Origin of the sequence: Arthrobacter sp. zg-Y20, assembly GCF_030142075.1 — a bacterium.
Classification (GTDB): domain Bacteria; phylum Actinomycetota; class Actinomycetes; order Actinomycetales; family Micrococcaceae; genus Arthrobacter_B.
The window spans coordinates 2,068,332-2,093,201 of the sequence record NZ_CP126241.1; the positions used below are offsets into that span (position 1 = coordinate 2,068,332).

General features: G+C 67.0%; 23 protein-coding genes. 5 read left to right on the forward strand and 18 right to left on the reverse strand.

The genetic code is table 11. The features are described 5' to 3' along the window. Window positions 1–61: 61 nt before the first annotated feature. Window positions 62–1,273 carry a PrsW family intramembrane metalloprotease gene (locus tag QNO06_RS09895; protein ID WP_227911482.1) on the forward strand — a complete coding sequence of 404 codons (1,212 nt, stop codon included), beginning with the start codon at window positions 62–64 and terminating at the stop codon, window positions 1,271–1,273. Window positions 1,274–1,359: 86 nt separating this feature from the next. Here the strand turns inward: QNO06_RS09895 and nusB are convergent, their stop codons facing one another. The 13 genes from nusB to QNO06_RS09960 form a co-directional block, all read right to left on the reverse strand. After that, window positions 1,360–1,770 carry a transcription antitermination factor NusB gene (gene nusB / locus QNO06_RS09900; protein ID WP_227911483.1) on the reverse strand — a complete coding sequence of 137 codons (411 nt, stop codon included), beginning with the start codon at window positions 1,768–1,770 and terminating at the stop codon, window positions 1,360–1,362. Then, window positions 1,767–2,330 carry an elongation factor P gene (gene efp, locus QNO06_RS09905; protein ID WP_227911484.1) on the reverse strand — a complete coding sequence of 188 codons (564 nt, stop codon included), beginning with the start codon at window positions 2,328–2,330 and terminating at the stop codon, window positions 1,767–1,769. The genes nusB and efp overlap by 4 nt, the downstream gene beginning before the upstream one ends. A 65-nt stretch (window positions 2,331–2,395) precedes the next feature. Further along, window positions 2,396–3,517: a 3-dehydroquinate synthase gene (gene aroB, locus QNO06_RS09910; protein WP_227911485.1), complete on the reverse strand. Its 1,122-nt coding sequence runs from the start codon at window positions 3,515–3,517 to the stop codon at window positions 2,396–2,398. After that, window positions 3,518–4,084, reverse strand: coding sequence for a shikimate kinase (locus QNO06_RS09915; RefSeq protein ID WP_227911486.1), 567 nt, complete (start codon window positions 4,082–4,084; stop codon window positions 3,518–3,520). Continuing rightward, entirely contained in the window at window positions 4,068–5,282 is a 1,215-nt protein-coding gene (aroC, locus tag QNO06_RS09920; protein ID WP_227911487.1) for a chorismate synthase, read from the reverse strand. The genes QNO06_RS09915 and aroC overlap by 17 nt, the downstream gene beginning before the upstream one ends. 32 nt (window positions 5,283–5,314) lie before the next feature. After that, window positions 5,315–6,184, reverse strand: a complete 870-nt coding sequence (locus tag QNO06_RS09925; RefSeq protein ID WP_227911488.1) for a shikimate dehydrogenase — start codon at window positions 6,182–6,184, stop codon at window positions 5,315–5,317. Next, window positions 6,185–7,399, reverse strand: coding sequence for an endolytic transglycosylase MltG (mltG, locus tag QNO06_RS09930; RefSeq protein ID WP_227911489.1), 1,215 nt, complete (start codon window positions 7,397–7,399; stop codon window positions 6,185–6,187). After that, on the reverse strand, window positions 7,396–7,977 hold the full coding sequence (gene ruvX, locus QNO06_RS09935) for a Holliday junction resolvase RuvX (protein WP_227911490.1): 582 nt from the start codon (window positions 7,975–7,977) through the stop codon (window positions 7,396–7,398). The genes mltG and ruvX overlap by 4 nt, the downstream gene beginning before the upstream one ends. Window position 7,978: 1 nt before the next feature. Continuing rightward, window positions 7,979–10,672 (reverse strand): alanine--tRNA ligase, encoded by a 2,694-nt coding sequence (alaS, locus tag QNO06_RS09940; RefSeq protein ID WP_227911491.1) that lies wholly within the window; start codon window positions 10,670–10,672, stop codon window positions 7,979–7,981. A gap of 90 nt (window positions 10,673–10,762) precedes the next feature. Continuing rightward, entirely contained in the window at window positions 10,763–11,017 is a 255-nt protein-coding gene (locus QNO06_RS09945) for a hypothetical protein (protein WP_231700628.1), read from the reverse strand. 40 nt (window positions 11,018–11,057) lie between these two features. Next, entirely contained in the window at window positions 11,058–11,459 is a 402-nt protein-coding gene (locus QNO06_RS09950; protein ID WP_227911492.1) for a DUF948 domain-containing protein, read from the reverse strand. Window positions 11,460–11,651: 192 nt separating this feature from the next. Beyond that, window positions 11,652–12,278 carry a 30S ribosomal protein S4 gene (rpsD, locus tag QNO06_RS09955; RefSeq protein WP_227911493.1) on the reverse strand — a complete coding sequence of 209 codons (627 nt, stop codon included), beginning with the start codon at window positions 12,276–12,278 and terminating at the stop codon, window positions 11,652–11,654. 262 nt (window positions 12,279–12,540) lie between these two features. Continuing rightward, window positions 12,541–13,947 carry a replication-associated recombination protein A gene (locus QNO06_RS09960; RefSeq protein WP_227911494.1) on the reverse strand — a complete coding sequence of 469 codons (1,407 nt, stop codon included), beginning with the start codon at window positions 13,945–13,947 and terminating at the stop codon, window positions 12,541–12,543. Window positions 13,948–14,014: 67 nt separating this feature from the next. Between QNO06_RS09960 and QNO06_RS09965 the strand changes: the two genes are divergently transcribed. Next, a complete protein-coding gene (locus QNO06_RS09965) occupies window positions 14,015–14,629 on the forward strand; it encodes a Vms1/Ankzf1 family peptidyl-tRNA hydrolase (protein ID WP_227911495.1) in 615 nt (204 codons plus the stop codon). On the opposite strand, the gene QNO06_RS09970 is transcribed toward QNO06_RS09965, so the two are convergent. The 3 genes from QNO06_RS09970 to aspS all read right to left on the reverse strand — a co-directional run bounded on the left by QNO06_RS09970 (window position 14,589) and on the right by aspS (window position 18,435). Beyond that, window positions 14,589–15,662, reverse strand: a complete 1,074-nt coding sequence (locus QNO06_RS09970) for a nitronate monooxygenase (RefSeq protein WP_227911496.1) — start codon at window positions 15,660–15,662, stop codon at window positions 14,589–14,591. The two genes, QNO06_RS09965 and QNO06_RS09970, sit on opposite strands and share 41 nt — an antisense overlap. An 8-nt stretch (window positions 15,663–15,670) precedes the next feature. After that, a complete protein-coding gene (locus QNO06_RS09975; RefSeq protein WP_227911497.1) occupies window positions 15,671–16,507 on the reverse strand; it encodes a PhzF family phenazine biosynthesis protein in 837 nt (278 codons plus the stop codon). Between the two features lie 116 nt (window positions 16,508–16,623). After that, complete coding sequence (gene aspS / locus QNO06_RS09980; RefSeq protein ID WP_227911498.1) at window positions 16,624–18,435, reverse strand: aspartate--tRNA ligase; 1,812 nt, start codon at window positions 18,433–18,435, stop codon at window positions 16,624–16,626. A 124-nt stretch (window positions 18,436–18,559) separates the two neighbouring features. Here aspS and QNO06_RS09985 point away from each other — a divergent pair, with 124 nt between their 5' ends. Next, window positions 18,560–19,861 (forward strand): APC family permease, encoded by a 1,302-nt coding sequence (locus QNO06_RS09985; protein ID WP_227911499.1) that lies wholly within the window; start codon window positions 18,560–18,562, stop codon window positions 19,859–19,861. Here the strand turns inward: QNO06_RS09985 and QNO06_RS09990 are convergent. Then, entirely contained in the window at window positions 19,858–20,871 is a 1,014-nt protein-coding gene (locus tag QNO06_RS09990; RefSeq protein ID WP_227911500.1) for an adenosine deaminase, read from the reverse strand. The two genes, QNO06_RS09985 and QNO06_RS09990, sit on opposite strands and share 4 nt — an antisense overlap. A 139-nt stretch (window positions 20,872–21,010) precedes the next feature. Next, complete coding sequence (gene hisS / locus QNO06_RS09995) at window positions 21,011–22,357, reverse strand: histidine--tRNA ligase (RefSeq protein ID WP_227911501.1); 1,347 nt, start codon at window positions 22,355–22,357, stop codon at window positions 21,011–21,013. Window positions 22,358–22,560: 203 nt separating this feature from the next. On the opposite strand from hisS, the gene QNO06_RS10000 reads away from it, so the two are divergent. Both QNO06_RS10000 and QNO06_RS10005 read left to right on the forward strand, forming a co-directional pair. After that, on the forward strand, window positions 22,561–23,313 hold the full coding sequence (locus QNO06_RS10000) for a peptidylprolyl isomerase (RefSeq protein WP_227911502.1): 753 nt from the start codon (window positions 22,561–22,563) through the stop codon (window positions 23,311–23,313). Window positions 23,314–23,366: 53 nt separating this feature from the next. Next, a complete protein-coding gene (locus QNO06_RS10005; protein WP_227911503.1) occupies window positions 23,367–24,794 on the forward strand; it encodes a DUF349 domain-containing protein in 1,428 nt (475 codons plus the stop codon). Window positions 24,795–24,870: the final 76 nt, after the last annotated feature.

A 24,870-nucleotide genomic window follows, 5' to 3' on the forward strand; every position in this document is an offset into this window, starting at 1 on the left:
CGATCCGGAACCGGAACGTCAGTTGTGTGACTATTCTGTCTCCTATGAGCAGGCCCGACGCATGAGCGCACCCGGTTTCCAACCCGCCCCACAGCAGTACCCCGGGCCTCCCGGGTACGCCCCTGCCTACGGCCCGGCCCCGGTGCAGCCCTTCTGGGTACCTCCGGCACCCCGCCGCGACAAAGGCCTGGCAGCCACCATTGTGCTGACGGTCCTGTCCGCGGCGGCGCTGGCGTGGGTCGGCATGGGGCTGATCGACCGTTTCGGTTCTCCGGCCTTCGTGATCTGCGGCATCCTGGCGCTGATACCGCTGGGCATTTGCTTCCTCGGCATCTGGTGGGTGGACCGCTGGGAACCGGAACCGCGCAGCGCCCTGCTGTTTTCCTTCCTCTGGGGCGCCGGCGTATCGGTGGTGATCGCCCTGCTGCTCGGCCCGTATTTCACTCTCGCCCTGCTGGACATCCTGCCCTACACCTCTGCCGAAATCCTCGGACTTGTTCTCGAGGCACCGGTGGTTGAGGAAACAGCGAAGGGTCTGGGCATCCTGATCCTGCTGCTGGCCCGCCGCCGGATTTTCGACGGTCCCGTGGACGGGATCGTCTTCGCAGCGTCTGTGGCTGCGGGTTTCGCCTTTACGGAGAACATCCTCTATTTCGGTACGGCCATGGTCGGTTCCGACTGGGGCGCCGCGGACCTGGGCTTCACCTTTGTGCTGCGCGGACTGCTGTCCCCCTTCGCGCACGTGCTCTTCACTGCCTGCACCGGCCTGGCCCTCGGCCTTGCCGCGAGCCGGGCCGGCCGCGGCTGGATTCTGCCGGCCTTCATCCTCGGCCTGATTCCGGCGATCCTGGGCCACATGCTGTGGAACGGCGGCCCGACGTTCTTCTTCGAGGACAACTTCTTTGTGTTCTACTTCCTGCTGCAGGTCCCGCTGTTTGCCCTGGCGGTCACCGGCGTGTGGATGCTGCGCCGCAAGGAGCAGCGGCTCACGCTGCGGCGCCTGGACGAATATGCCATGGCCGGGTGGTTCACACCGGCAGAAGTGCGCATGCTCGCCACCGGCAACGGGCGCCGTCAGGCCATGAGCTGGGCCAGGCTCAACGGCTCAGCGGGCACCATGAAGGAGTTCATCCGCCGCTCCACCCGGCTGGCCCTGACCCGGCAGCAGATTGCCGTAGGCCGCGACGTCGCAGCCAACCAGGAGTACGAGGCCACCCTGCTGGCCGAAGTGACCGGCATCCGTGCCGCCATGCTGGCGGGCGCGCGGGTCTAGGAAAACAGGCGTAAGGCATACAAAAGGACCGGCCCCCGCGGGGGCCGGTCCTTTTACGTACTGCCTGTGTCCGGCTTGCCTGCCCCCTAGGCCAGGAGCGAAGGCTTCAATTCCTGCAGCCGGCCCAGCAGGCCGTTGATGAAGGCCGGGGACTCGTCCGTGGAGAGCGTTTTCGCCAGTTCCACGGCTTCGCTGATGGCGACCTTGTCCGGAATCTCGTCGTTGTAGAGAAGTTCCCAGGCGCCCAGGCGGAGGATGATGCGGTCCACCGAAGGCATGCGTTCAAGCGTCCAGCCCTGCGAATACGTGCTCAGGAACTCGTCAATCTGTTCCTGCATCGCAACCACGCCTTCCACCAAATCCATGGTGTAGGGGTTGATCGTCTGGTCGGTCTGTTCGCGGCGGGCCCTGATGGCATCAAAGGCTGAAACCGAACGCTGTTCGGCTTCGAAGAGGACCTCCAGTGCGCGGGTCCGTGCTTTACTGCGTGCGCTCACTCGTTAACGCGTCCCAGGTAGTCGCCGGTGCGGGTGTCGACCTTGACCTTGGTGCCCTGCTCCAGGAACAGGGGAACCTGGATCTCGTAGCCGGTCTCGATGGTGGCCGGCTTGGTGCCGCCGGTGGAGCGGTCGCCCTGCAGGCCCGGCTCGGTGTACGTGATCTCCATGGTGACCGACGGCGGCAGTTCGATGTACAGCGGCGAACCTTCGTGGATGGCGATGGTGACCATCATGGACTCCATCATGAAGTTGGCGTTGTCGCCGACAATCTTGCCCGGAACCGTGAGCTGGTCGAAGTCGGAGGTGTCCATGAAGACGTAGTCTTCGCCGTCCTGGTACAGGTACTGGTAGTCGCGGCGGTCCACCGTGGCGGTCTCGACCTTGATGCCGGCGTTGAACGTCTTGTCCACTACCTTGCCCGAAGTCACGTTGCGCATCTTGGTACGGACGAACGCACCACCCTTGCCCGGCTTCACGTGCTGGAACTCGATGATGCTCCAGAGGTTGCCTTCAAGCTTCAGCACGGTGCCGTTCTTGATGTCGTTGGTCGTCGCCACAGTTTCTCTTCCGTTGTCCGTCTATATATTCAAGTCCGACGACTATTCTACCCGCTTCCGGGGAGCTACAGGCTGAGCCGGATCCCGCCCTGCGGCTCGGAAGCAATTTCCTGGTAGGCGGCGAACAGCAGCGAGGTGTCCGGCACCTCGAGCATGGAGGGTTTCGCCAGACCGTCCAGCACCACAAAACGCAGCAGGTCGCCGCGGGATTTCTTGTCCCGGCGCATGCCGTCCAGCAGGGCGGACCAACGGTCCTTCCGGTAGCTGACAGGCAGTCCCAGCGAGGACAGGATCTCCTTGTGCCGGTCCGCCGTGGCGTCATCCAGGCGCCCCACCATGCGGCCCAGTTCGGCGGCGAACACCAGGCCCACCGACACCGCCGCGCCGTGGCGCCACTGGTAGCGTTCGGCCAGTTCGATCGAGTGTCCCAGGGTGTGCCCGTAGTTCAGGAATTCCCGGCGGCCGGCTTCGCGCAGGTCGGCGGAAACAATCTCGGCCTTCACACGGATGGATCGTTCCACGAGTTCGCGCACGACGTCGGAACCGCCGTCGCCCACTGCCTCCGGGTTGGCTTCCACCAGGTCCAGGATGGCGGGATCGGCAATAAAACCGCACTTGATGACCTCGGCCATGCCGCTGAGCAGTTCGTTCTTCGGCAGGGTGCCCAGGGCATCCAGGTCGGCCAGGACTCCAGCGGGCGGATGGAACGCACCCACAAGGTTCTTGCCTTCGGCCGTGTTGATGCCCGTTTTGCCGCCCACGGCGGCGTCCACCATGCCCAGCAGGGAAGTGGGGATGTGCACCACCTTGATGCCGCGCAGCCAAGTGGCAGCCACAAAACCGGCAACGTCGGTCACGGCGCCGCCGCCCACGGCAACAATGGCGTCGGACCGGGTGAAGTCGTTCTGGCCCAGGACCTGCCAGCAGAACGCGGCCACCTGGATGTGCTTGCCTTCTTCGGCGTCGGGGATTTCAGCGGTCACGGCCGTGAGGCCGGTTGCTGCCAGTTCGTCCCGCACGGTGTCCCCCGTGGTGCGCAGTGCCCTGGGGTGGATCACCAGGACACGGCGCACGCGTTCTCCGAGCATGTCCGGAAGGCGCCCCAGCAGGCCGTTGCCTACGACGACGTCGTAGTTGTCTGAGGGGGCGGAGCCGGTCACCGGAATGATCGTCGGTTCGGAGGGCATCTAGTCTTCTCCTTTAGTGAGGACGGAAGTCAGCCGGTCAATGATGGCCGGAACTGTGAGGCCCCTGGTGTCAATGGTGATGTCGGCCAGGGATTCGTAGACGGGACGGCGGACCTTGGCCAGCTCCTGCCAGCGCCGGACGGGGTCCGGGGAAAGGAGCGGCCGGTGGCCTGCCCGGGTGATCCGGGGAAGCACGGTGGCCAGGTCCGTATCCAAAAACACTACCGTGACGTTGGCCAGGAGCTGTTGCGTGCCTGAATCCAGGACGGCACCGCCGCCCAGCGAAATGACGGCAGGCTCCGGCGATTCCAGCGCGGCGGCCACGGTCCGGGCCTCGACCTCACGGAAATAGCACTCCCCCCGGGAACTGAACAGGTCTGCAATGGGACCGTGGCGTTCCACCACGGCCTCGTCCGTATCCACGAAGGGCAGTCCGGCACGGGCAGCATAGCCGCGGCCCACCACCGACTTGCCCGCGGCCATAAAGCCCATCAGGACCACATGGCGTCCGGTGCGGCGGGTCTGTCCGCTGCGGGCGCTGCCGCGGCGGTCAGTACTGCGGGACATCGGTGCCGGCGGATTCCAGGGACTCGGGGATGGCCGCCAGGTACGCGCGCAGGTTCCGGGCGGTCTCCGGCACGGAATCGCCGCCGAACTTCTCGATCACGGCTTCGGCCAGGACGAGGGCCACCATGGCTTCCGCCACTACGCCGGCGGCGGGAACGGCGCACACGTCGGAGCGCTGGTGGTGTGCACGGGCCGGTTCGGAGGTGCGTACGTCCACGGTCCGCAGGGCGCGGGGCACGGTGGCGATCGGTTTCATGGCCGCGCGGACGCGCAGCAGTTCACCGATGCTCATGCCGCCTTCGATGCCGCCGGCCCGGTTCCCGGACCGGACCACGCGGCCGGAGGCGTCCTGCAGGATTTCGTCGTGTGCAGCGGACCCGCGGCGCGTGGCGGTGAGGAACCCGTCACCCACTTCCACGCCCTTGATTGCCTGGATACCCATCAGGGCACCGGCAATCCGGGCATCAAGCCGCCGGTCCCAGTGCACATAGCTGCCCAGTCCCGGCGGCAGGCCGTAGGCCAGCACCTCCACCACGCCTCCGAGGGTTTCGCCCTCTTTGTGCGCGGCGTCCACTTCGGCAACCATGGCCGCGGAGACGCCGGCGTCGAAGCAGCGCATGGGATCGGCGTCAAGGGCATCAACGTCGGAGGGCAGCGGGAGCGCTGCGTCCTGCGGCGCCATGACGCCGGCGATGCCCACGGTGTGGCTGACCAGGCGGATGCCCAGCTGGGACAGGAACGCAGCGGCTACGGCGCCGAGGGCCACCCTGGTGGCTGTTTCGCGGGCACTGGCGCGTTCCAGGACGGGACGGGCCTCGTCAAAGCCGTACTTCTGCATTCCGGTGAAGTCGGCGTGCCCGGGGCGGGGACGGGTCAGGGGCGCGTTGCGGGCGGAATCGGCCAGTACGGAGGGGTCCACCGGGTCAGCGGACATCACCTGTTCCCACTTGGGCCATTCGGTGTTGCCGATCTCGATGGCCACCGGGCCGCCCTGGGTTCTTCCGTGCCGGACGCCCCCGAGGATGCGGACGGCGTCCTGTTCGAACTTCATCCGGGCACCGCGGCCGTAGCCAAGCCGGCGGCGGGCCAGCGCGGACTGGATCCCGGCGCTGTCCACTTCCACTCCGGCGGGGACACCTTCGACAATTCCAACCAATGCAGGCCCGTGGGACTCACCGGCGGTCAACCAACGCAACATGCTTTCAATACTGCCATGTCCCGCCGGGCCGTTCAGCGCCGCGGGATACCGACTGCGTCACACATGGCGTTTGTGACGCCGGGCTCGTCGAAGAAGGCATCTGTTGTGAACAGCTTCACCTGCTCCACCGCCTGGTACAGCAGCATCTCGATGCCGGCAGCCACCCGGCCGCCGTGTGCAGACCAGGCCTGCGCGAGCATGCTCGGCCAGGGATCGTAGGCAACATCCAGGAGGATGCTGCCCGGGACAATGCCGCGCAGTTCCTGTGCCAGTGCGTCGGCGCCGTGCGGGGGAAGCGTGGAGATGACGACGTCGGCTTCCGCGCAGGCGGCGGCCGCTTCGTCCCAGCCCCGGGCCGAGACACTCACGCCCATCCGCTCCCCTGCCTCGCGCACTCCGGCGTTGCCGGGCGACGGCTCGGGGAAGCGGCGGGCACAGACCTGCACGCGGGGGGAACCAAGTTCGGCCAGCGCCGCTACGGCAGCGCAGGCGGTGCCGCCGGCGCCCAGCACGACGGCGCGGGGATGCTCCGGCGCCCCGGCACGCCGGAGCGCGCCCAGGATGCCGTCGACATCGGTGTTGTGTCCGGTGAGGACGGTGCCGTCCGCTCCGTGGGAGAAGGTCACGGTGTTCAGGACCCCAAGGGCCGCAACCCGGCGGTCCGTGCGGTCCATTGCGGGAACCAAGACGGCTTTCAGCGGCATGGTCACGGAAAGCCCGGTCCAGGCCGGCTGGCCCCGCAGGGAGGCCGCGAACGCCGCGGCCTCCTCTGCGGTCAGGTCAATCGCCTCGTAGCTGCAGGCGAAGCCCAGGAAGGCATAAGCCGCCCGGTGAAGCAGCGGCGACTTGGAGTGGCCGATCGGATGCCCCAGGACGGCTGCCCGCCGCAGGGTCGGATCCACCTATCCGCACCGCCCCGGCTTCTGCGTGCTGCACCAGTTCTGGTATTCCTCCACGTACTTGGCGTGTTCGGCCAGCGTGCTGGAGAACTTCGTCTCGCCGGTGTCCAGGTTGACCGTGACCCAGTAGTAGTACGGGACATCACTGGGGTGGGCGGCGGCCTCGATGGCCTCCGTGCTCGGCGAACCGATGGGTCCGACGGGCAGTCCCGGGTTGGCGTACGTGTTGTAGGGGTTGGACTTGTCGGCTTTCTCGTCGGACGTAAGCTCGTAGCTCTTGCGGCCCAGCCCGTAGGTCACCGTGGCATCCGACTGGATGAGCCCGTTGGTTTCCTTGTTGTCGGCGTGCAGCCGGTTTTCGATGGAACCGGCAACGCTGCCGTAGTCGGCTTCACCCGCTTCGGCCTGGATAATGCTGGCCTTGGTCAGGACCCGGTACTGCTCGGCCGGATCGGTGATCCCCGCGTTTTTCAGTTCCGCGAACGTGTTGTCCACCATCTCCTTGATGATGTCCGTGGCTTCCATGCCCACGTCGAACCGGTACTCGCCCGGGAACAAGTAGCCCTCCAGGCTCACGGCCTGGGCGGGCAGGCCGAACTGCTGCGGAGCGTCAGCCAGCGCCTGGAACTCCGAAAGCGGAATCTGCGTGGAGGTGTTCAGCACTTCGAACACTTCGTTTTGGCGCAGCCCGCGCTGCACGGCAGCGTAATGGACCGGGCTGTCGCCGTCGCCCAGCAGCGCATCCACCGCTGCGGAGGAAGACATCTGGTACTTCATCTCGTACGTGCCCGGCTGGATCTCCCGGCCGTCCGACTGCTCGGTGAAGGCATTGACGAACTGCTTGGAGGTGGCCACGATGTCTTCGGCTTCCAGCTTGCCGCCGATCAGCAGGGGCCCGTCCCCTTCCGCGACGGTGAACGCGACGGTGCCGTTGCCGGCCCCCTCGTAGTCCTTGATCTCATTCATGCCCAGCAGGTCCCGCAGGAACATGGTGAGGCCGAACACGACGGCGGCGAAAACGGCCAGCACGGTGACCATGATGATGGTGCGGCGGCGGCGTCGTCGCTGCTTCTCCCGGGACGGCCGCTGGCTCCTGCGGGTAGGCAGGTCGGTGGGCTCGTCAAAGAACTGCGTCATGGGAAGCTCATCTCCGTGGCCGTATCCGGGCTCATGGTCCGGTTCCGCCATGGCGGGGTACTCGGGATATCTGTGGCTCACGGCGTGATACCGCCTTCGCGCTCGATGTCCTGCGAAATTGTGGACTCCTCAGTCGGGGCCGGCTCTGCATCACGGTGGCGATGCGGCCGGCTCGGTGTAACCAGCTCCCCCACGTCCCGGTTCAGGGAACGTTGTGTGTCAATAGACTGCTGCAGAATTGCGACAGCAGCCGCTTGATCAACCACTGTACGGTGATTCCGGCTGTTCATTCCAGCTTCGTGCAGCGAGCGGTGCGCGGTGACCGTGGTCAGGCGTTCGTCTACCAGCCGCACTTCCAGTCCGGTGCCTGCCGCCAGCAACGCGTCGGCCAGCGTCTTCGCGTAGTCCCGTGCCATCTGGGTTGAGGCCGTTTCACCGCCCCGCATGCTGCGGGGAAGGCCGACAAAAACCTCTACCGCACCCCGTTCGGCAACCTCGTTCAGCACCACTTTGATGTCGCTGTTTTTCTTTGCGTCCCGCTTCAGCGTCCTGACCGGCATGGCCAGGACGCCGTCGGGGTCGCTGGCGGCCAGGCCCACCCGGACCAGGCCGACGTCGACCCCGAGCTTTACGCCCCGCGGTACAGCAGAATCAGCCAAGTTAGCCCCGTCCGGCCACGGCTCCGCGGATAGCCGTGAGGGCATCCGCGATCTTGCCGGCGTCGGAGCCGCCGCCCTGGGCGACGTCGTCCTTACCGCCGCCGCCACCGCCGAGGACACCGGCCGCAACCTTCACGAGTGCTCCGGCCTTGACCCCGGCGCTGCGGGCGCCTTCATTGGTGGCAACGATCACTACGGGACGGTTGTTGGAAACGCCGGCCACGGCCACGGCAGCGGGTTCGCTGCCCAGGCGGGAGCGCAGGTCCAGCGCAAGGGTGCGCAGGTCATCGGCGCCGCCGACTTCGCCGGCGTTGTGGGCCAGCAGGCGTACGCCGTCGACGTCCACTGCGGTGCCCACCAGCGCGGCTGCGGAGGCGGCCAGCTGCTCGCGGCGCAGCTTCTCCAGTTCCTTTTCCGTCGCCTTCAGCTTGGCCAGGGTGGCGGCCAGGCGGTCCGGCAGCTGCACGGAGGGGACCTTCAGCATTTCGGACAGTTCGTTGACCAGCGCGCGCTCGGCGGCCAGGTGGCGGAAAGCGTCCATGCCTACAAACGCTTCCACCCGGCGGTTGCCCGAGCCCACGGACTGCTCGCCCAGCAGGGTGAGGCTGCCGATCCGGGAGGTGGAGGCCACGTGCGTGCCGCCGCAGAGTTCGCGGGACCAGTCGCCGTTCATTTCCACCACGCGCACCGTGTCGCCGTAGGCTTCGCCGAACAGCGCGGTGGCGCCCAGTGCCTTGGCGTCGGCCAGGGACATGATTTTGGTCTCGACCTGGTAGTTGCTGCGGATCGCGAGGTTGGACACCTCTTCGATCTCGGACTTGGCAGCGTCGGAAAGTCCCTCGCCCCAGGAGAAGTCGAACCGCAGGTAGCCGGCCTTGTTGAAGGAACCGCGCTGCAGGGCTTCCGGGCCGAGGATCTGGTGCAGGGCGGCGTGCACAATGTGCGTGCCGGAGTGCGCCTGCTCGGCTTCGTGGCGGCGCTGGGCGTCGACGGCGGCCAGCACGTTGGCGCCGGCGGCAATTTCGCCTTCACGGACGATCGCCTTGTGCACGCTCAGGCCCTTGACCGGACGCTGGACGTCCGACACTTCCAGGACGAAGCCGTCACCGGTGATCAGGCCGGTATCGGCCGCCTGGCCGCCTGCCTCGGCGTAGAACGGGGTCTCGTCCAGGACCAGGGAAATTTCCGAGCCCTGCGGGGCGAAGTCCACCCGGGAGCCGCCGGAAATGATGCCGCGTACCTTGGATTCGGTGCTCAGCTCGTCATAGCCGGTGAAGACCGTGTTGCCTGCGGCGAGGAGCTCGTTGAAGACCGAGAGGTCCGCGTGGCCGTGCTTCTTGCCGCGGGCGTCCGCCTGGGCACGCTTGCGCTGTTCGGACATCAGCGAACGGAAGCCTGCTTCGTCCACCTTCAGGCCCGCTTCCTCAGCCATTTCCAGAGTGAGGTCGATGGGGAAACCGTAGGTGTCATGCAACGCGAAGGCTTCCTCGCCGGACAGCGGGGTGCCGGCGGCCTTGGAGACCTTGACGGCTTCTTCCAGTCGCTCGGTGCCGGAGGCAATGGTGCGCAGGAACGCCTTTTCCTCAGCGTAGGCAATTCGGCTGATGCGGGCGAAATCGGCCTCAACCTCGGGGTAGGTGCCCTTCATGGCGTCCCGGGATACCGGCAGCAGTTCCGGCAGCACGGCCGTTTCGACGCCGAGCAGGCGCATGGCGCGCACGGCCCGGCGGATCAGGCGGCGCAGCACGTAGCCGCGGCCTTCGTTGGAGGGGCTCACGCCGTCGGAGATCAGCATCAGGGCCGAACGGATGTGGTCGGCCACCACCCGCATGCGCACGTCGTCGGTGTGGTGCGGGTCGGAGGCGTCCTCCGCGCTGGTGTAGGCCTTGCCCGAGAGCTCAGCGGCCTTGTCCAGGACGGGGCGGACCTGGTCCGTCTCGTACATGTTCTCCACGCCCTGCAGGATCATGGCGAGGCGCTCGAGGCCGAGGCCGGTGTCGATGTTCTTCTGCGGCAGTTCGCCGGCAACGTCGAAGTCGGTCTTGGAGCGCACGGCGGAGAGCTGGTACTGCATGAACACCAGGTTCCAGATCTCGATGTAGCGGGTCTCGTCGACGGCGGGGCCGCCTTCCTGCCCGTACGCCGGTCCGCGGTCGTAATAGATTTCGGAGCAGGGGCCGCCGGGTCCGGCCTGGCCGGTGTTCCAGTAGTTGTCCGCCTTGCCGGTGCCGACGATCCGCTCATTGGGGATGCCGATCTTGTCGCGCCAGATGGCACGGGCCTCATCGTCGCGCTCGTCGCCGTCTTCATAGACCGTGACCCAGAGGCGTTCGGGATCCAGGCCGAAGCCGCCCTTCTCGACGTCGGACGTCAGCAGCTCCCACGCGTAGGTGATGGCTTCTTCCTTGAAGTAGTCACCGAAGGAGAAGTTGCCGGCCATCTGGAAGAAAGTGCCGTGCCGGGCGGTCTTGCCCACTTCCTCAATGTCCGCGGTGCGGATGCACTTCTGCACGCTGGTGGCCCGGCTGTACGGGGCCTTCTCACGTGCGGTCAGGTAAGGGATAAACGGCACCATGCCGGCCACTGTGAACAGCAGCGAGGGATCGTTGGAGACGAGTGACGCCGAGGGCACCACCGTATGGCCCTTATCGCTGAAGTAATCCAGCCAGCGGCGAGCAATCTCGTGGGACTTCATGGTGCTTCTTTACCCTTCCGGTAATTCGGTTTCAGCATGCAGGATCAGGTGCATGCGGTGGTGCTGTGCCTCGGTGCCTTGGCGGCAGCCTTAGCGGCGGGCCGACCTCATGGCCTCGGCGGCGTTATCCGTGTTGTCCAGTCCCAGTGCTGCGCGCAGGTCGCCCTCGCGCTGGCTCATGCCCTCGCGCAGGGCCTCGGCAAAGCTCTGGACCGCTCCTGCCGCGGAGTCGACAGCGCGGTTGATGCCGGCCTGCTTGAGGCTGGACTTGGCTTCGTTGGCCCGGCGGACGGCGATGACGCCGATCGCGACACCGATTGACATCCAAAATACGCGCTTAATCATGACTGGCTCCTGTGCTTTGGGGTTGGTTACGGCTGCGGTACTAGCGGCTGCGCCGGCCGCGGCGGGTTCCCTGCACCGCTTCGCCGGCCTGTCCGCTGCGGCGGGATGCCAGGGCGGAGCGGACGCCGTAGGTGAAGGCCGAGACCTTGATCAGCGGCGAACCGACGGTGGCTGCGACCAGCGAAGACAGGGCGGACAGGTTCGCTGATGCGTCGGAGACGTTCGAGGAAATTCCGTCCACCTTCTGCAGCTGCAGGTTGGTGGTGGACACAGTGGTGGTCACCTCGTCAATCAACGGCGTGGTCTCGTCGCTGAGGGTCCGGATGGCCGAACGCATCTCGTCGAAAACCTTCCCCAGTTTCCAGACGGGCACGGCCAGCAGTGCAACCAGCACCGCAAACACACCGGCCGCTATCAGACCGGCAATATCTCCACCCGACATGGGACTCCTTTAGCGCAGAAAATCATAGTGGCTGGCACAACCGTCGCCGGTTCTGCCATATGTACCTTACCTACTGCAGCGCTGCGGCACTTACTTTTGCCGCCTGCGCCACGAAAGCGGGGGTGCCCGGATAACGGAACAGCCCGCGGCACGGGGCCGCGGGCTGGACTGTAAACGGGGTAATCCCGTTATTTAGCGTGCGTAGTATTCCACCACGAGCTGCTCTTCGCAGGTCACGGGGATTTCGGAACGCTTGGGGCGACGCACGAGGCGTGCCTGCAGCTTGTCCAGGGAAACATCAAGGTAACCCGGGACGGCGGGCAGGACGTCGCGGTGGGCGCCGGCTGCGGCAACCTGGAACGGCGTCATGGTCTCGCTGCGCTGGTGCACGTGGATGAGCTGGCCTTCGGAAACGCGGAAGGACGGGCGGTCCACGCGGGCACCGTCAACCAGGATGTGGCGGTGCACAACCAGCTGGCGGGCCTGGGCGATCGTGCGGGCGAAGCCGGCACGCAGCACGAGTGCGTCGAGACGCATTTCGAGCAGTTCGATCAGGTTTTCACCGGTCAGGCCGGCGGTGCGGCGGGCTTCTTCGAAGACACGGGTCATCTGTGCTTCGCGGATGCCGTACTGAGCACGCAGACGCTGCTTTTCGCGCAGACGTACGGCGTAGTCGCTGTCCTGCTTGCGACGGGCGCGGCCGTGCTCACCCGGGGGGTAAGGCCGACGCTCGAAGTATTTAGCTGCCTTGGGGGTCAAAGCAATGCCGAGGGCGCGCGATGCGCGTGCCTGCCGGCGTGCACGTGTGTTGTTAGCCACGTTCACCTTTCACTGTTTGGCGGTTTGGCCACGGCAGAAATAAATCCCTGCTGTGACTGCTGCGAAATATGCTGGCCTCCATGAGGGAGAGCTCCGGCCAACCGCTGCCGTCTGCTACAGACCCGGGCTCCGGACACACCACTGCCGTCCATACTTTTCAATACGGGGAAGCGGAAACCGGTACCTGGGCTTGCCAGTCAACCATCAATGCTAACACGGCAGCGCGTGCGCCCGCGCACACTTGCGCATTGGGCAGTCCGGATCAGGACTTCTCGCCGCGGATGATTCCGCGCAGCCGGTCCAGCCGTGCCGAAATGTCCCGTTCCACTCCGTTCCCGGTGGGCTCGTAGTAGTTCCGCCCCACCAGGTCGTCCGGGGCATACTGCTGGCGGGCCACGCCGTGCGGTGAATCGTGGGAGTAGATGTAGCCCTTGCCGTGGCCCAGCTGCTTGGCACCGGGATAGTGGGCGTCGCGCAGGTGAGCCGGCACGCCCTGCCCGCGTCCGGCCCGGACATCGGCAATGGCGGAGTTGATGCCGTTGTACGCGGCGTTGGACTTGGGCGCGGTGGCAATGTGGACCACCGCCTCGGCCAGGATGATCCGGCCTTCAGGCATTCCGATCAGCTGCACGGCCTGCGCGGCGGCAACGGCGGTCTGCAGTGCCGTCGGATCGGCCATGCCCACGTCCTCGGAGGCGGAAATAATCAGGCGGCGGGAAATGAACCGCGGGTCCTCCCCCGACTCCAGCATGCGGGCCAGATAGTGCAGGGCCGCATCGACGTCGGATCCGCGCAGCGACTTGATGAAGGCACTGGTGATGTCGTAGTGCTGGTCCCCCGCGCGGTCGTACCGCAGCGCCGCTACGTCCAGGGCTTCCTCGGCGTGCTTCAGCGTCACTTCCGGAACCTCGTCGCCGTCGGCCTTCTCGGAGTATGCGACGCCGGCTGCGGCCTCCAGCGCGGTCAGCCCGCGCCGGGCGTCACCGGCAGCGAGCCGGACCAGGTGCTCCAGTGCCTCTTCGCTCAGGGTTACCCGCCCGGCCAGCCCGCGCTCATCCTCCACGGCCCGCTGGAGCAGGGCTGCAATGTCGGCTTCGGTCAGCGGCTTCAGGGTCAGGAGCAGGGACCGGGAAAGCAGCGGGGAGACCACGGAGAAGGAGGGGTTCTCCGTGGTGGCTGCCATCAGGACCACCCAGCGGTTTTCGACCCCGGGCAGCAGCGCGTCCTGCTGGGCCTTGTTAAAGCGGTGGATCTCATCCAGGAAGAGGATGGTGGTGACGCCGTGCAGGTCACGGTCCGTCAGCGCCTGCTCCATGACGCGGCGGACGTCCTTGACCCCGGCGGTGATGGCCGAGAGCTCCACGAACTTACGTCCGGCGCCGCGAGCCACCACGTGCGCCAGCGTGGTTTTGCCGGTTCCGGGAGGACCCCAGAGCATCACCGAGGACGGTCCGGCCGGGTTGTGCTCGTCAGCGGACTGCGCCAGGGTACGCAGCGGCGAGCCGGGACCGAGCAGGTGCTGCTGGCCCACCACCTCGTCCACGGTCCGCGGCCGCATCCGTACGGCCAGCGGGCTGCGCGGCCTTACCCGTGCGGCGGAGCCGTCGGCGTAGTCATCGTCGTCGTCGCCGCCCGCACTGAACAAATCATTCCCCGACAAAGCATTCACGCTTCAAGGCTACTCGTGCCGTAACCTGAGCTGGTCCACCCCCTTCGGCTTGAAAGCAGGCTCCGCCATGCCCGGCCCGCGCACCACCTTTGTTTCCGCCGAGCGCCTGCCGGGTTGGGTGGAAAGGTTCGAGGCGGCGCAGGGCACGCTCGCGGTACAGCCCGGCGATGACGGGCTGCTGCTGCGTGCCGGGTCCGGGGCGCAGGCGGAACTGCTCGCGCCGTGGCCGGCGGACGGCCGTCCCGGGCGGGGCGCGGGCGACGTCGAACGCCTCGCCTCCCTCGCCGGGCAGGCCCGGACCGTGGGCCTGGTGCTGGTCCGGCGCGGCGGGTACGCCGTCGGGGCAGCGCGCGAAGGCCGGCTGTTGGCCTCGAAGACCGGTTCCCCCAACAGCCGCCGCGCCAATGCAGCCGATGCCCTTGCGGCCCTGGCCGCGGAGCAGGCGGCGGCAGTATTCACGGCGGCGGCTCCGGAGTACCTGGTTTTGGGCGGCGACCGGATGCTCGCCGAACAGGTGACCGCACGGCGGGAGTTTTCGCGCTGGTCCGCCCTGCCCCGGCTTCGCCCGCTGGATGTGCCTGACCCGAAGGCTGCCGTGCTGGCGCAGGCGGCCCGGGACGCGTCCTCCGTGCTGGTGCGGATCATCCTGCCCCAGCCGGGCGCGGCGGCCAACCTGCACTGATCCGTTCCACCGTCTCAGCAGCAGGTTGGGGCACAGCCGAACGCCAGTCGGTTCCCGCCCAGAGACTCATCCCGTGCGGATCCCCTGCTGCTGCCGCCTTGGCGCGGAGTGTTTTCGTCACCTGGTTGACCAGCGGATAGGCGGCCGGCGCGTCCGGATGTTCGGCCATGAACCTGTTGGCCAGTCCCCGGGCGGTCCGGCCGGAGAAGGCACGGGTCAGTGCTGTGGCGCGAAACTGCGGATCCTGCAGGGCGGCCCGGTGCACGGGACTGGTTCCGGCTTCCGGGCTCAGGAGCAGCGCGGTACCGATCTGCACGGCGTCGGCCCCCGCCCCGCGCAGGGCCTGCGCATCCGCAGCGGCGCCGATTCCACCAGCGGCAATAAGTTCGACGCCGGGGCCCGCGGCGGCGCGCACGGCACGCACGAGTTCGGCCAGCGGCTGCGCCGGCGGCTCCCCCGCCGCATTGAAGGTCCCCCGGTGCCCGCCCGCCTCCGGGCCCTGCAGGCACAGCATCCGGGCACCGGCGGAAACAGCCAGTGCGGCTTCTTCAACCGTGGTGACGGTAACGGCCACAGCGCTGCCGGCCTCCGTCAGTGCTGCCATAACGTCTTGGCCGGGCAGGCCGAAAGTGAACGACACCACCGGCACCTGCAGCCGGTGGACCAGTTCGAGCTTGGCGTCCCACCCGTCATCGTCCTCCGGATCCGGCAGCGGCAGCAGGTCCGGTGGATACTGCGGATACTCCCGGGCCAGCTGCTCCCGGTATGCCAGGGCGGCAGCGACCCGGCCGGAGGTGCCCGTGCCTCCGGTATTGGCCTGGTCCGGCACAAAAAGGTTCACGCCGAACGGACGTGGGGTCAGCTGCCTCACCCGGGCGATTTCCGCGGCCACAGCCCCGGCGTCCTTGTAGCCGGCCGCCAGGAATCCCAGCCCGCCGGCGTTGCTGACGGCGGCAGCCAGCGCGGGCGTGGACGGCCCGCCCGCCATCGGGGCTCCGACGACGGCGCGGGGCAGGGATGCCAGCGTAAACACGGCGATGGCTACAGCTTTACCGTGCCGTCAATGCAGGTGGCAGTTTCCCCGCCCACCCAGATCCTGCGGTCCCGGGTAAAGATCCGCACCAGTCCCGACCGTTCCAGCACCGTGCCCTGAGTGACTGTGTAGCGTTCCGGCGCAAGGCCCGAGCCGATCAGCCACTGGGCCAAGCCTGCGTTGAGGCTCCCGGTGACGGGATCTTCCAAGACGCCGTGGCCGGGGGCGAAGGCGCGGACTTCGTAGTCCGTGTCGCCGCCGTCGGGCTGCGGACCGATCACGCCCACTGCCAGGGACCCAAGCGCCGCAGGATCAGGCGTCAGGGACAGGACGGTTTCCGCATCCTTCAGGAGCAGCCCCAGCCAGCCGGGGCCGTTGTCTATCCAGTTCGAGGCGGATACCTGCTCCCGGGTGATGCCGAGAGCGTCCACCGTCTGCTGCAGCACGGCGTCCTCCAGCTCGCCCGAGCGGATCAGCGGCGGAGCGCCGAAGGCGGCCATTCCCGCCGAGGCGTGCAGCGTCACCAGGCCTACTCCGCATTCCTGAATGACGACGCCGGGATAGTGCGGAATGTTGCCGGCTTCGAGCCAGGCGTGGCACGTGCCCAGCGTGGGATGGCCTGCGAAGGGGATCTCTCCCCCGGGCGTGAAGATGCGGACCCGGTAGTCGGCGCCGTCCTGTGTGGGCGGCAGCACGAACGTAGTCTCGGAGAGGTTCGTCCACCGGGCGAAGGAAGCCATCGCGGTGTCGGACAGGCCGTCCGCGTCCAGCACCACCGCCACGGGGTTGCCCAGATAGGGCTTGGTGCCGAAGACGTCCACCTGCTTGAACCAGCGATCTCTCATGCCCAAACACTATCGGGTGCCGGTGCCGGAGTGTCCAGCGGGGCTGGATATGTCTGCAGGGTTAAAGCACGGTACCCGGCCGCGCTGCGACCGGGTACCGTCAGTGCGGTGCGAAGTTAGGCGTCCTTCACGGGTGCTTCCTTGTCCTTCTTGGCCTCGGGGTCCTTCTTGGCCTCGGGCTTGAAGTCGACGCCGGCCTCCTTGCGCTGCTGCGGGGTGATCGGCGCCGGGGCCGCGGTCAGCGGATCGTAGCCGCCGCCGGACTTCGGGAAGGCGATCACGTCGCGGATGGAGTCGGTGCCGGCCAGCAGGGCCACCACGCGGTCCCAGCCGAAGGCGATGCCGCCGTGCGGCGGGGCACCGTACTTGAAGCCCTCCAGCAGGAAGCCGAACTTCTCCTGTGCCTCTTCCTGGCTCAGGCCCATCACCTTGAAGACGCGTTCCTGCACGTCGCGCTGGTGGATACGGATGGAACCGCCGCCGATTTCGTTGCCGTTGCACACAATGTCGTAGGCGTAAGCCAGGGCCGACTCGGGATCGGTGTCGAAGGTGTCCATGAACTCAGGCTTGGGCGAGGTGAAGGCGTGGTGCACGGCCGTCCAGGCGCCGCCGCCCACTGCAACGTCGCCGGCGGCGACAGCTGCGGAGGCCGGCTCGAACATGGGGGCGTCCACAACCCAGACGAAGGCCCAGTCCTTCGGGTCGATCAGGCCGGTGCGGTGGCCGATCTCCACGCGGGCCGCGCCGAGCAGGGCACGGGCCTCGCTCTTTTCGCCGGCACCGAAGAAGATGCAGTCGCCGGGCTTGGCGCCGACCTTGTCGGCGAGGTTCTCCCGCTCGAAGTCGGTCAGGTTCTTGGCCACGGGTCCGGTCAGGGTGCCGTCTTCCTGGATCAGGACGTAGGCGAGGCCCTTCGCGCCGCGCTGCTTGGCCCATTCCTGCCAGGCATCAAGGGTGCGGCGGGCCTGGGAGGCGCCGCCCGGCATCACCACGGCGCCGACGTACGGGGCCTGGAAGACGCGGAAGGTGGTGTCCTTGAAGAACTCGGTGAGTTCGGTGAGCTCCAGGCCGAAACGCAGGTCCGGCTTGTCGGAGCCGTAGCGGGCCATGGCGTCCGCGTAGGTCATGCGCGGGATGGGGGTGGTGATCTCGACGCCGATCAGCTTCCACAGCGACTTCACGATCTGCTCGCCGAGGGCAATGATGTCGTCTTCCTCAACGAAGCTGGCCTCGATGTCCAGCTGCGTGAACTCCGGCTGCCGGTCCGCGCGGAAGTCCTCATCACGGTAGCAGCGGGCAATCTGGTAGTACTTCTCGAATCCGCCAACCTGCAGCAGCTGCTTGAACAGCTGCGGGGACTGCGGCAGCGCGTACCAAGAGCCCGGGGCAAGGCGTGCCGGGACCACGAAGTCGCGGGCGCCTTCGGGGGTGGAACGGGTCAGCGTGGGAGTTTCAATTTCCACGAAGCCTTCGTCGTGCAGCAGCTCGCGGGCCACACGGTTCGCTTCGGAGCGCAGGCGCATGGCCGCAGCCGGTGCCGGACGGCGCAGGTCCAGGTAGCGGTGACGCAGGCGGGCTTCCTCGCCTACCTCCACGTGCTCGTCAATCTGGAACGGCAGCGGGTCCGAGGTGTTCAGGATGACGGTCTTGTCCGCAATGACCTCGATCTCGCCGGTGGCCAGCGCCGGGTTCTCGTTGCCTTCGGGCCGCTTCTGGACGGTGCCGGTGATCTGCAGGACGTACTCATTGCGCAGGCCGTGGAAGACATCCTCTTCACGCACCACTACCTGCGCCACGCCTGAGGCGTCGCGGAGGTCGAGGAAGGCAACGCCGCCGTGGTCGCGCCGTCGGGCGACCCAGCCTGCGAGAGTAACGGTCTGTCCAATATGCTCGGCCCTCAGGGAACCAAGGGCATGAGTGCGCAGCACAGCTGTCCTTTCGAGAAACTTGCGGAAACCACTGTTTCCGCTCATTGTGAATACACGGTCTTCTTGAGAGTTTACCGGTGAACCGACCCCCACCCTGCCAAGTCCCTACCGATTGGAAGGTCATTTGTCCGGCATTACCCAGCCGCGCGTTCCCCTTGGCGGCTTTGATGCCACTACTGCCGGCATTGGATCCATTGTTGGTGCGGGTGCATTCGTAGCCTTCGCCCCGGCGGCCGCAGCAGCGGGCCCCGCCCTCGCGGCGGCCCTTGGCATATCCGCGGTTGTGGCCATCCTGTGCGCCCTGTCCACCTTCCAGCTCAGCCGCGCGGTAACCCGCCGGCTTCCGGAGGACCAGGGCGGGGACGCGACGGCCCGTACCGCCGCCCGGATCCTCCTCGGTCCCTACAGCGGCTTCCTGTCCGGCTGGACGCTGGTGTGGGGGCTGCTGCTGTCCTCCGCCGTGTTGGCCGCGGCGTTCGGGACCTACGTGTTTCCGGACCATCCCGAAGCAGGAGCGGTGGGCGCGGTTGCGGTAATGGCGGCGGTCAACCTGCTGGGCGTGAACCGGGGGCCGTGGGCTACCCGGTTCATCCTGGCGTTTGTCTTCAGCATCCTGGCCTTCACGGTGGTGGTGCTCTACAACGAGGCACCAAACCAGCCGGTGCGGGTGGGCGCGGATATCGAGCCGACGGCGTCAGGCGTGCTGCAGGGGGCCGGCCTGCTGTTCTTTCTTTTCTCCGGCTATACCCGGCTGGCCACCATGGGTGCCGGTGTGCGCAATCCCTCACGCAATCTGCCCATAGCGGTTCCGGCAGCCATTGCCGTGTCGTTTGTCCTGTACCTGCTGATGGGGCAGTCGATGCTGGCGTACTACGGTGCCGCGGCACTGTCTGCGGAGCCCGCTCCCCTGCTGGATCCGATGCAGAGCGTCGGTGCGAACGTGGGGACGGGAGCCGTGGTCCTGGCCGTGTCCGCCGCAGCCCTGGGCGGTCTGTGGTCCCTGCTGGACTCGGCCGGCCGCACGGCTGCGGCCATGGCTGCGGACCGGGACCTGCCCTCCGTGTTCTCCCGCACCTGGCCCGGCCGGGCCGGCTCCGGACGTACCCCGTGGGTGGCCGTGGCCGCAGCAGGCGGAATCGTGATCCTGCTCGTCCTGTTTGCCGATCTGGATGCGCTGATCGGCATGGCATCCTTCGCGCTGCTCTTCTACGCTGCGATCAGCACGGTGTGTGCGTTCTCGTTGAAGGACCGCACACGGTACGCCCCACGGGCACTGAACCTGGCCGGAACGGTAGGAGCCCTGCTGCTGGCCCTGGCACTGCCGCCGCTGTACATCAGCCTGACCCTCATGATCCTAGTGGCGGGCCTGGTGGTGCGGCTCAGCTTCCGCCGGCCCCGGTCCACGAAGCCGCACCCGACACTTTAACCGGCGGCCTCCCAGCGGCGTACTTCCAGCAGAAGCTCCGCCCGGCGCTGGGGAGAAGCGAAGGACGCCTCAATGGAATTGGCGGCCAGCAGGGTCATTTGGGCACGGCTCAGCCCGAAGGCTTCCTGCACGGTGCGGAAATTATCGTCCGCGTAGCCGCCGAAGTAGGCGGGGTCATCGGAGTTCACGGAGATGTTCAGTCCGTGCTCGAGCATTTGCGGCAACGGGTGGGCCGCGAGGCTGTCGACGGCGTTCAACCGGACATTGGACAGCGGGCAGACGGTCAGCGGGATCTTTTCATGCACCAGGCGTTCCACCAGCACCGGGTCGTCCAGGCACCGGATGCCGTGGTCGATCCGGTCCACCAGCAATAGGTCCAGCGCCTGCTCGATGTAATGCGAGGGGCCCTCTTCTCCCGCATGGGCCACCGTCCGCAGACCGGCTTCGCGGGCACGGCGGTACAGGTCGATAAAAGCTTCCGGCGGGTTCCCCACCTCTGCGGAGTCCAGGCCGATACCGATGATGGGCGCATCCATGGCGAGGAGCTCCTCGAGGACCTCCAGCGCCTCGGCGGCAGGACGGTCACGGAGGAACGCGGCGATCAGGACGGCGGAGATGCCAAACTCCTCCTCGCTGCCGGCCAGCGCAGCGCATACGCCCCCCACGGAGGTTTCCAGCGGAACACCGCGGACCAGGTGAGCCTGCGGATCCATCATCATCTCCACGTGACGCACCCCCGCGGCGGCCGCCCGGCGCAGATACGCCCGGGTCATGTCCGTGAAGTCGGCCTCGGTGCGCAGCACGTCCATGTTGGCGTAGTAGAGGTCCAGGAAGGACTGCAGGTCCGTGAACCGGTAACGTGCACGCAACTCGTCCAGGGAGGCGTACGGCAGCTCAATGCCGTTGCGGCCGGCCAGTTCAAAAATCAGTTCCGGCTCAAGCGTGCCCTCAATGTGCAGGTGAAGTTCCGCGCAGGGCGGCGTGGGGGAAAGTGCGGAGCTAATAGGCATCCGTTAAGCCTAGGCTCCACCGGAAGCGTCAGCTAAACCCGTCCGGACGAAACATCCCGGGTCCTGGCCAAGCTCGGGGTGTCTTCCCGGGTGCAGGCGGCCATCGCCTACCGCGAACGGCCGCCTGCCCTTCCGGCTGTTATCCCTGAGCCGGGGCAACCGTAACGACGAGGTCCTCGGCCGGCGGCGTCCACAGTTCCGGATCGGCCGGCACCTGCTCGCCCGAGCGTATGTCCTTCACTTCGTGCGTGCCGTCCTCGGCGGTGAACCATACGAAGGGGATGCCGCGGCGGTCCGCATACTTGATCTGCTTGCCGAACTTCTCCGCCTTGGGTGCCACCTCCACGGAGATTCCGCGGCTGCGCAGCTGCGATGCCGTGTCCTGGGCAGCGGACCAGGAATCGTCGGTGGCCAGGGTCATCAGCACGGCGGTGGGCACGCTGCGGGAGGCCTGCGCGAACTCCTGGCTGAGGATGCGCATCACCAGGCGGGTAACGCCAATGGAGAGCCCGACGCCGGGGAAGGTCCGGCTGCCCTTGCTGGCCAATGCGTCGTACCGGCCGCCGGAGCAGATGGATCCCAGCGCTTCGTGGCCCACCAGCACCGTTTCGTAAACGGTGCCGGTGTAGTAGTCCAGTCCGCGGGCAATGCTCAGGTCCGCCAGGACCCGGCCGGGTGCCCGCCGGGAAGCTTCGCTGATGACCTCTGCCAGCTCGCCCAAGCCTTCCTCCAGCAGGTCATTGGTGACGCCCAGGGCGCGGACCTGCTCCACAAAGGAGGTGTCCCCGGACCGGATGGAGGCCAGCTTCAGGGCAGCAGCGGCCTGCTCGGCAGTGGCCCCGAGTTCTTCCTGCAGCAGTTCAGCAACCCGCGCGGCGCCGATCTTCTCCAGCTTGTCGATGCTGCGCAGCACCCCGGCCGTATCTTCCAGCCCGATGCCGCGGTAGAAGCCTTCGGCCAGCTTGCGGTTGTTCACCCGGATCTGGAATTCCGGGATCGGCAGGGCGCCCAGGGCTTCGGCAATCACCAGCGCCAGCTCGACGTCGTACCGGAACGGAAGGGCGCCGTCGCCCACCACGTCGATGTCCGCCTGGGTGAACTCCCGGGCACGGCCTTCCTGCGGCCGTTCTCCGCGCCAGACCTTCTGGATCTGGTAGCGGCGGAACGGGAAGGAAAGGTGGCCGGCGTTTTCCACTACGTAGCGGGCAAACGGCACGGTCAGGTCAAAGTGCAGGGCCAGGGAGTTGGGATCCTCTTTGCCGGCGGCCTCCCCCTCTTCGGCCTGCAGCCGGCTCAGTGCGTAGACTTCCTTGTCGATTTCGCCCTTGCGCAGCAGCTGCCCCACGGTTTCCACCGCACGGGTCTCAATGTTGGAGAAGCCGTGCAGCTCGAAGGTGCGGCGCAGCACGTCCAGGACATGGAGTTCAACCAGGCGCTCCTGCGGTAGCCATTCAGGGAAACCGGACAGTGAGGCCTTGCGTGCCATGGGGGCAAACTCCTTCGGTGGGTGGAAAGAAGACACCGGCGCCCCTTGAGGAAGCAGGAATGCGGGTGCTGACGTGCATAAACTATGTGCGGCACTCATTTTAGCTTTTCCTGGACACCGCCGCGTTCCGCACCCGCGTGGCCGGCCGCGTCCGCTAACCCGCGGGCCCGCCCAGGGCCAATACAGCAGCAGAGGAGGCAGCGGTGGCAGCAAACAGCACCAGCCGCGAGAACAGGCGCCGCGTGGCCCGCATGGAGGCCCGGCGTGCCTTTGCCGCCGCCCGTGCCCGCCGACGGAAGCGGGACAACCTATTTGCCGGAGCAGCTGCACTGGTGGTGCTGGCCCTGGCCGTTGCCCTGCAGATCGCCTGGTTCAGCTCCAACCCCACTGCGGATGAGCTGGCCCTGCTCAAGGAGCAGGCGGGCGTGGGCCTGGAGGTCCCGGATCCGTCCCTGGCGGCGGGCAAGACGTTCACCGGCACCCTTTCCCTGGGGCAGGGCGAGGTAGGCGTGGAACTGGACGGCAATGCGGCCCCGCAGGCCGCCTCGGTCTTCAAGACCCTGGCCGACAACAAATGGTTGAACGGCAAGAGCTGCCACCGACTGACGACCCTGCCCGAGATGGGCGTACTGCAGTGCGGCTCCCCGAACGGCGACGGCGCAGCGGACCAGGACTTCCTGTGGGGTCCGGTGGAGAACACGCCCGCCGACGGTTTCTACCCCGCCGGGAGCATTGCGGTGGCCCGCGGAGACAGCGTAACCAGCAACGGCACACAGTTCTTCATCGTTTACAAGGATTCGACCATTACCCAGGCCAGCGGCGGTTACACGATAATGGGTAAGGTAACGTCAGGTCTTGACGTACTGGAGTCCATTGCTTCCCGCGGAGTTGCCTCCGGGGCAAGCGATGGCACTCCGAATGACCCGGTGACGATTAACTCGTTCACCCTGAACTAAGTGGCGGCGCGGGCTTCGCACACTGCCATCCATCGAGTGAAAGACTTTTAGCGGTGACAGACAGTCAGAAATCCGACGAAACAGCAGGCCAGGACACCCCGGACACGTCCCGTCCTGCCGCTCCCAGCCCCGCGGCCCTCGCATCGCGCCGGCCCTCCCCCGCAGCCGTAGGCCCCCGTGACGCCGCGGCTGCCCCGGTTGTTGCCGTGCCCGCAGCCCACTCCACCCCGCTGGAGGAGGCGGCCCGCTTTGCCCGGGTGGAGGAGGACGGCCACGTCTTCCTGATTGTGGACGGTGAGGAAACCGCCGTCGGGCAGTTCCCGGACGCGTCCAAGGAAGAGGCGCTGGCGTACTTCGTGCGCAAGTACGACGACGTTGCCAGCCAGCTGCTGCTCCTGGAACAGCGGGTGCAGGTCAAGGCCCCGGCCGCCGACATCCACAAGACCCTCAAGCACCTTGCCGAACAGGTTGCCGAGCGCAAGATGGTGGGCGACGTCAAGGCACTGGACGCCCGCATCGAGTCGCTGGAAGCAGCACTGAAGGACGCCGAGGCTGCCGAGCGCGCCGAAGCCGAAGCAGCCAAGGCCCGTGAGCTGGCCGCCCGCGAGGCCATTGTTGCTGAAGCCGAAGAAATTGCCGCCAAGGACCCGGCCAGCATCCAGTGGAAAACCAGCAGCAACCGGATGAATGAGCTCTTCGACGCGTGGAAGAGCGCCCAGAAGAACGGCCCCCGGCTGGGCCGCAGCACCGAGGACTCGCTGTGGAAGCGGTTCCGGTCCGCCCGGACGGTTTTTGACCGCCACCGCCGCGCCTACTTCTCCCAGCTGGATAATGAGAATTCCTCCGCGAAGGCCGCCAAGGAAGCCCTGATTGCTCGCGCCGAAGAGCTGTCCACGTCCACTGACTGGGGCAACACGGCCGCCGAATACCGGCAGCTGATGGACGAGTGGAAGGCTTCCAAGCGGGCCAGCCGCAAGGATGACGACGCCCTGTGGGCACGCTTCCGCGCAGCCCAGGACAAGTTCTTCGCCGCACGCCAGGCAGCCAACGAGGTTATTGACGAGGAATTCGCCGCCAACCTGGTGGTCAAGGAAGAGCTCCTCAAGGAAGCCCAGGCCCTTTTGCCGGTGACCAACCTCACCACTGCCCGGAAGGCACTGCAGTCCGTCCGGGAACGCTGGGAAGAAGCCGGCAAGGTTCCGCGTGCGGACATGGGCCGGATGGAAGCCGGCATCCGCAAGGTCGAGGAAGCCGTCAAGGCGGCCGAAGACGAGCACTGGCAGCGCAGCAATCCGGAAACGAAGGCCCGCACGACTTCGGCCCTGTCCCAGCTCGAAGCGACCATCGCGTCCCTTGAGCAGGACCTGGCCGACGCCGAGAAGGCAGGAAACGCCAAGAAGATCGCCGATGCACGGGAAGCCCTCGAAGCACGCCAGCAGTGGCTGGCCATGCTGCAGAAGTCCGCACAGGACTTCGCCTAGGCATACTGCGCCGCGCGGGCCTTCCCGCGCAGCTAAAGCCCCGCCGGCACGTTATCCACAACGTGCCGGGCGGGGC

Excerpts from the sequence above, each read along its gene's own strand:
- QNO06_RS09895 (WP_227911482.1), top strand. The coding sequence starts at position 62 with ATGAGCGCACCCGGTTTCCAACCCGCCCCACAGCAGTACCCCGGGCCT.
- aroB (WP_227911485.1), bottom strand. The coding sequence starts at position 3,517 with ATGCCCTCCGAACCGACGATCATTCCGGTGACCGGCTCCGCCCCCTCA.
- QNO06_RS09915 (WP_227911486.1), bottom strand. The coding sequence starts at position 4,084 with ATGTCCCGCAGTACTGACCGCCGCGGCAGCGCCCGCAGCGGACAGACC.
- aroC (WP_227911487.1), bottom strand. The coding sequence starts at position 5,282 with ATGTTGCGTTGGTTGACCGCCGGTGAGTCCCACGGGCCTGCATTGGTT.
- alaS (WP_227911491.1), bottom strand. The coding sequence starts at position 10,672 with ATGAAGTCCCACGAGATTGCTCGCCGCTGGCTGGATTACTTCAGCGAT.
- QNO06_RS09945 (WP_231700628.1), bottom strand. The coding sequence starts at position 11,017 with ATGATTAAGCGCGTATTTTGGATGTCAATCGGTGTCGCGATCGGCGTC.
- QNO06_RS09950 (WP_227911492.1), bottom strand. The coding sequence starts at position 11,459 with ATGTCGGGTGGAGATATTGCCGGTCTGATAGCGGCCGGTGTGTTTGCG.
- QNO06_RS09965 (WP_227911495.1), top strand. The coding sequence starts at position 14,015 with ATGCCCGGCCCGCGCACCACCTTTGTTTCCGCCGAGCGCCTGCCGGGT.
- QNO06_RS09975 (WP_227911497.1), bottom strand. The coding sequence starts at position 16,507 with ATGAGAGATCGCTGGTTCAAGCAGGTGGACGTCTTCGGCACCAAGCCC.
- QNO06_RS09990 (WP_227911500.1), bottom strand. The coding sequence starts at position 20,871 with ATGCCTATTAGCTCCGCACTTTCCCCCACGCCGCCCTGCGCGGAACTT.
- hisS (WP_227911501.1), bottom strand. The coding sequence starts at position 22,357 with ATGGCACGCAAGGCCTCACTGTCCGGTTTCCCTGAATGGCTACCGCAG.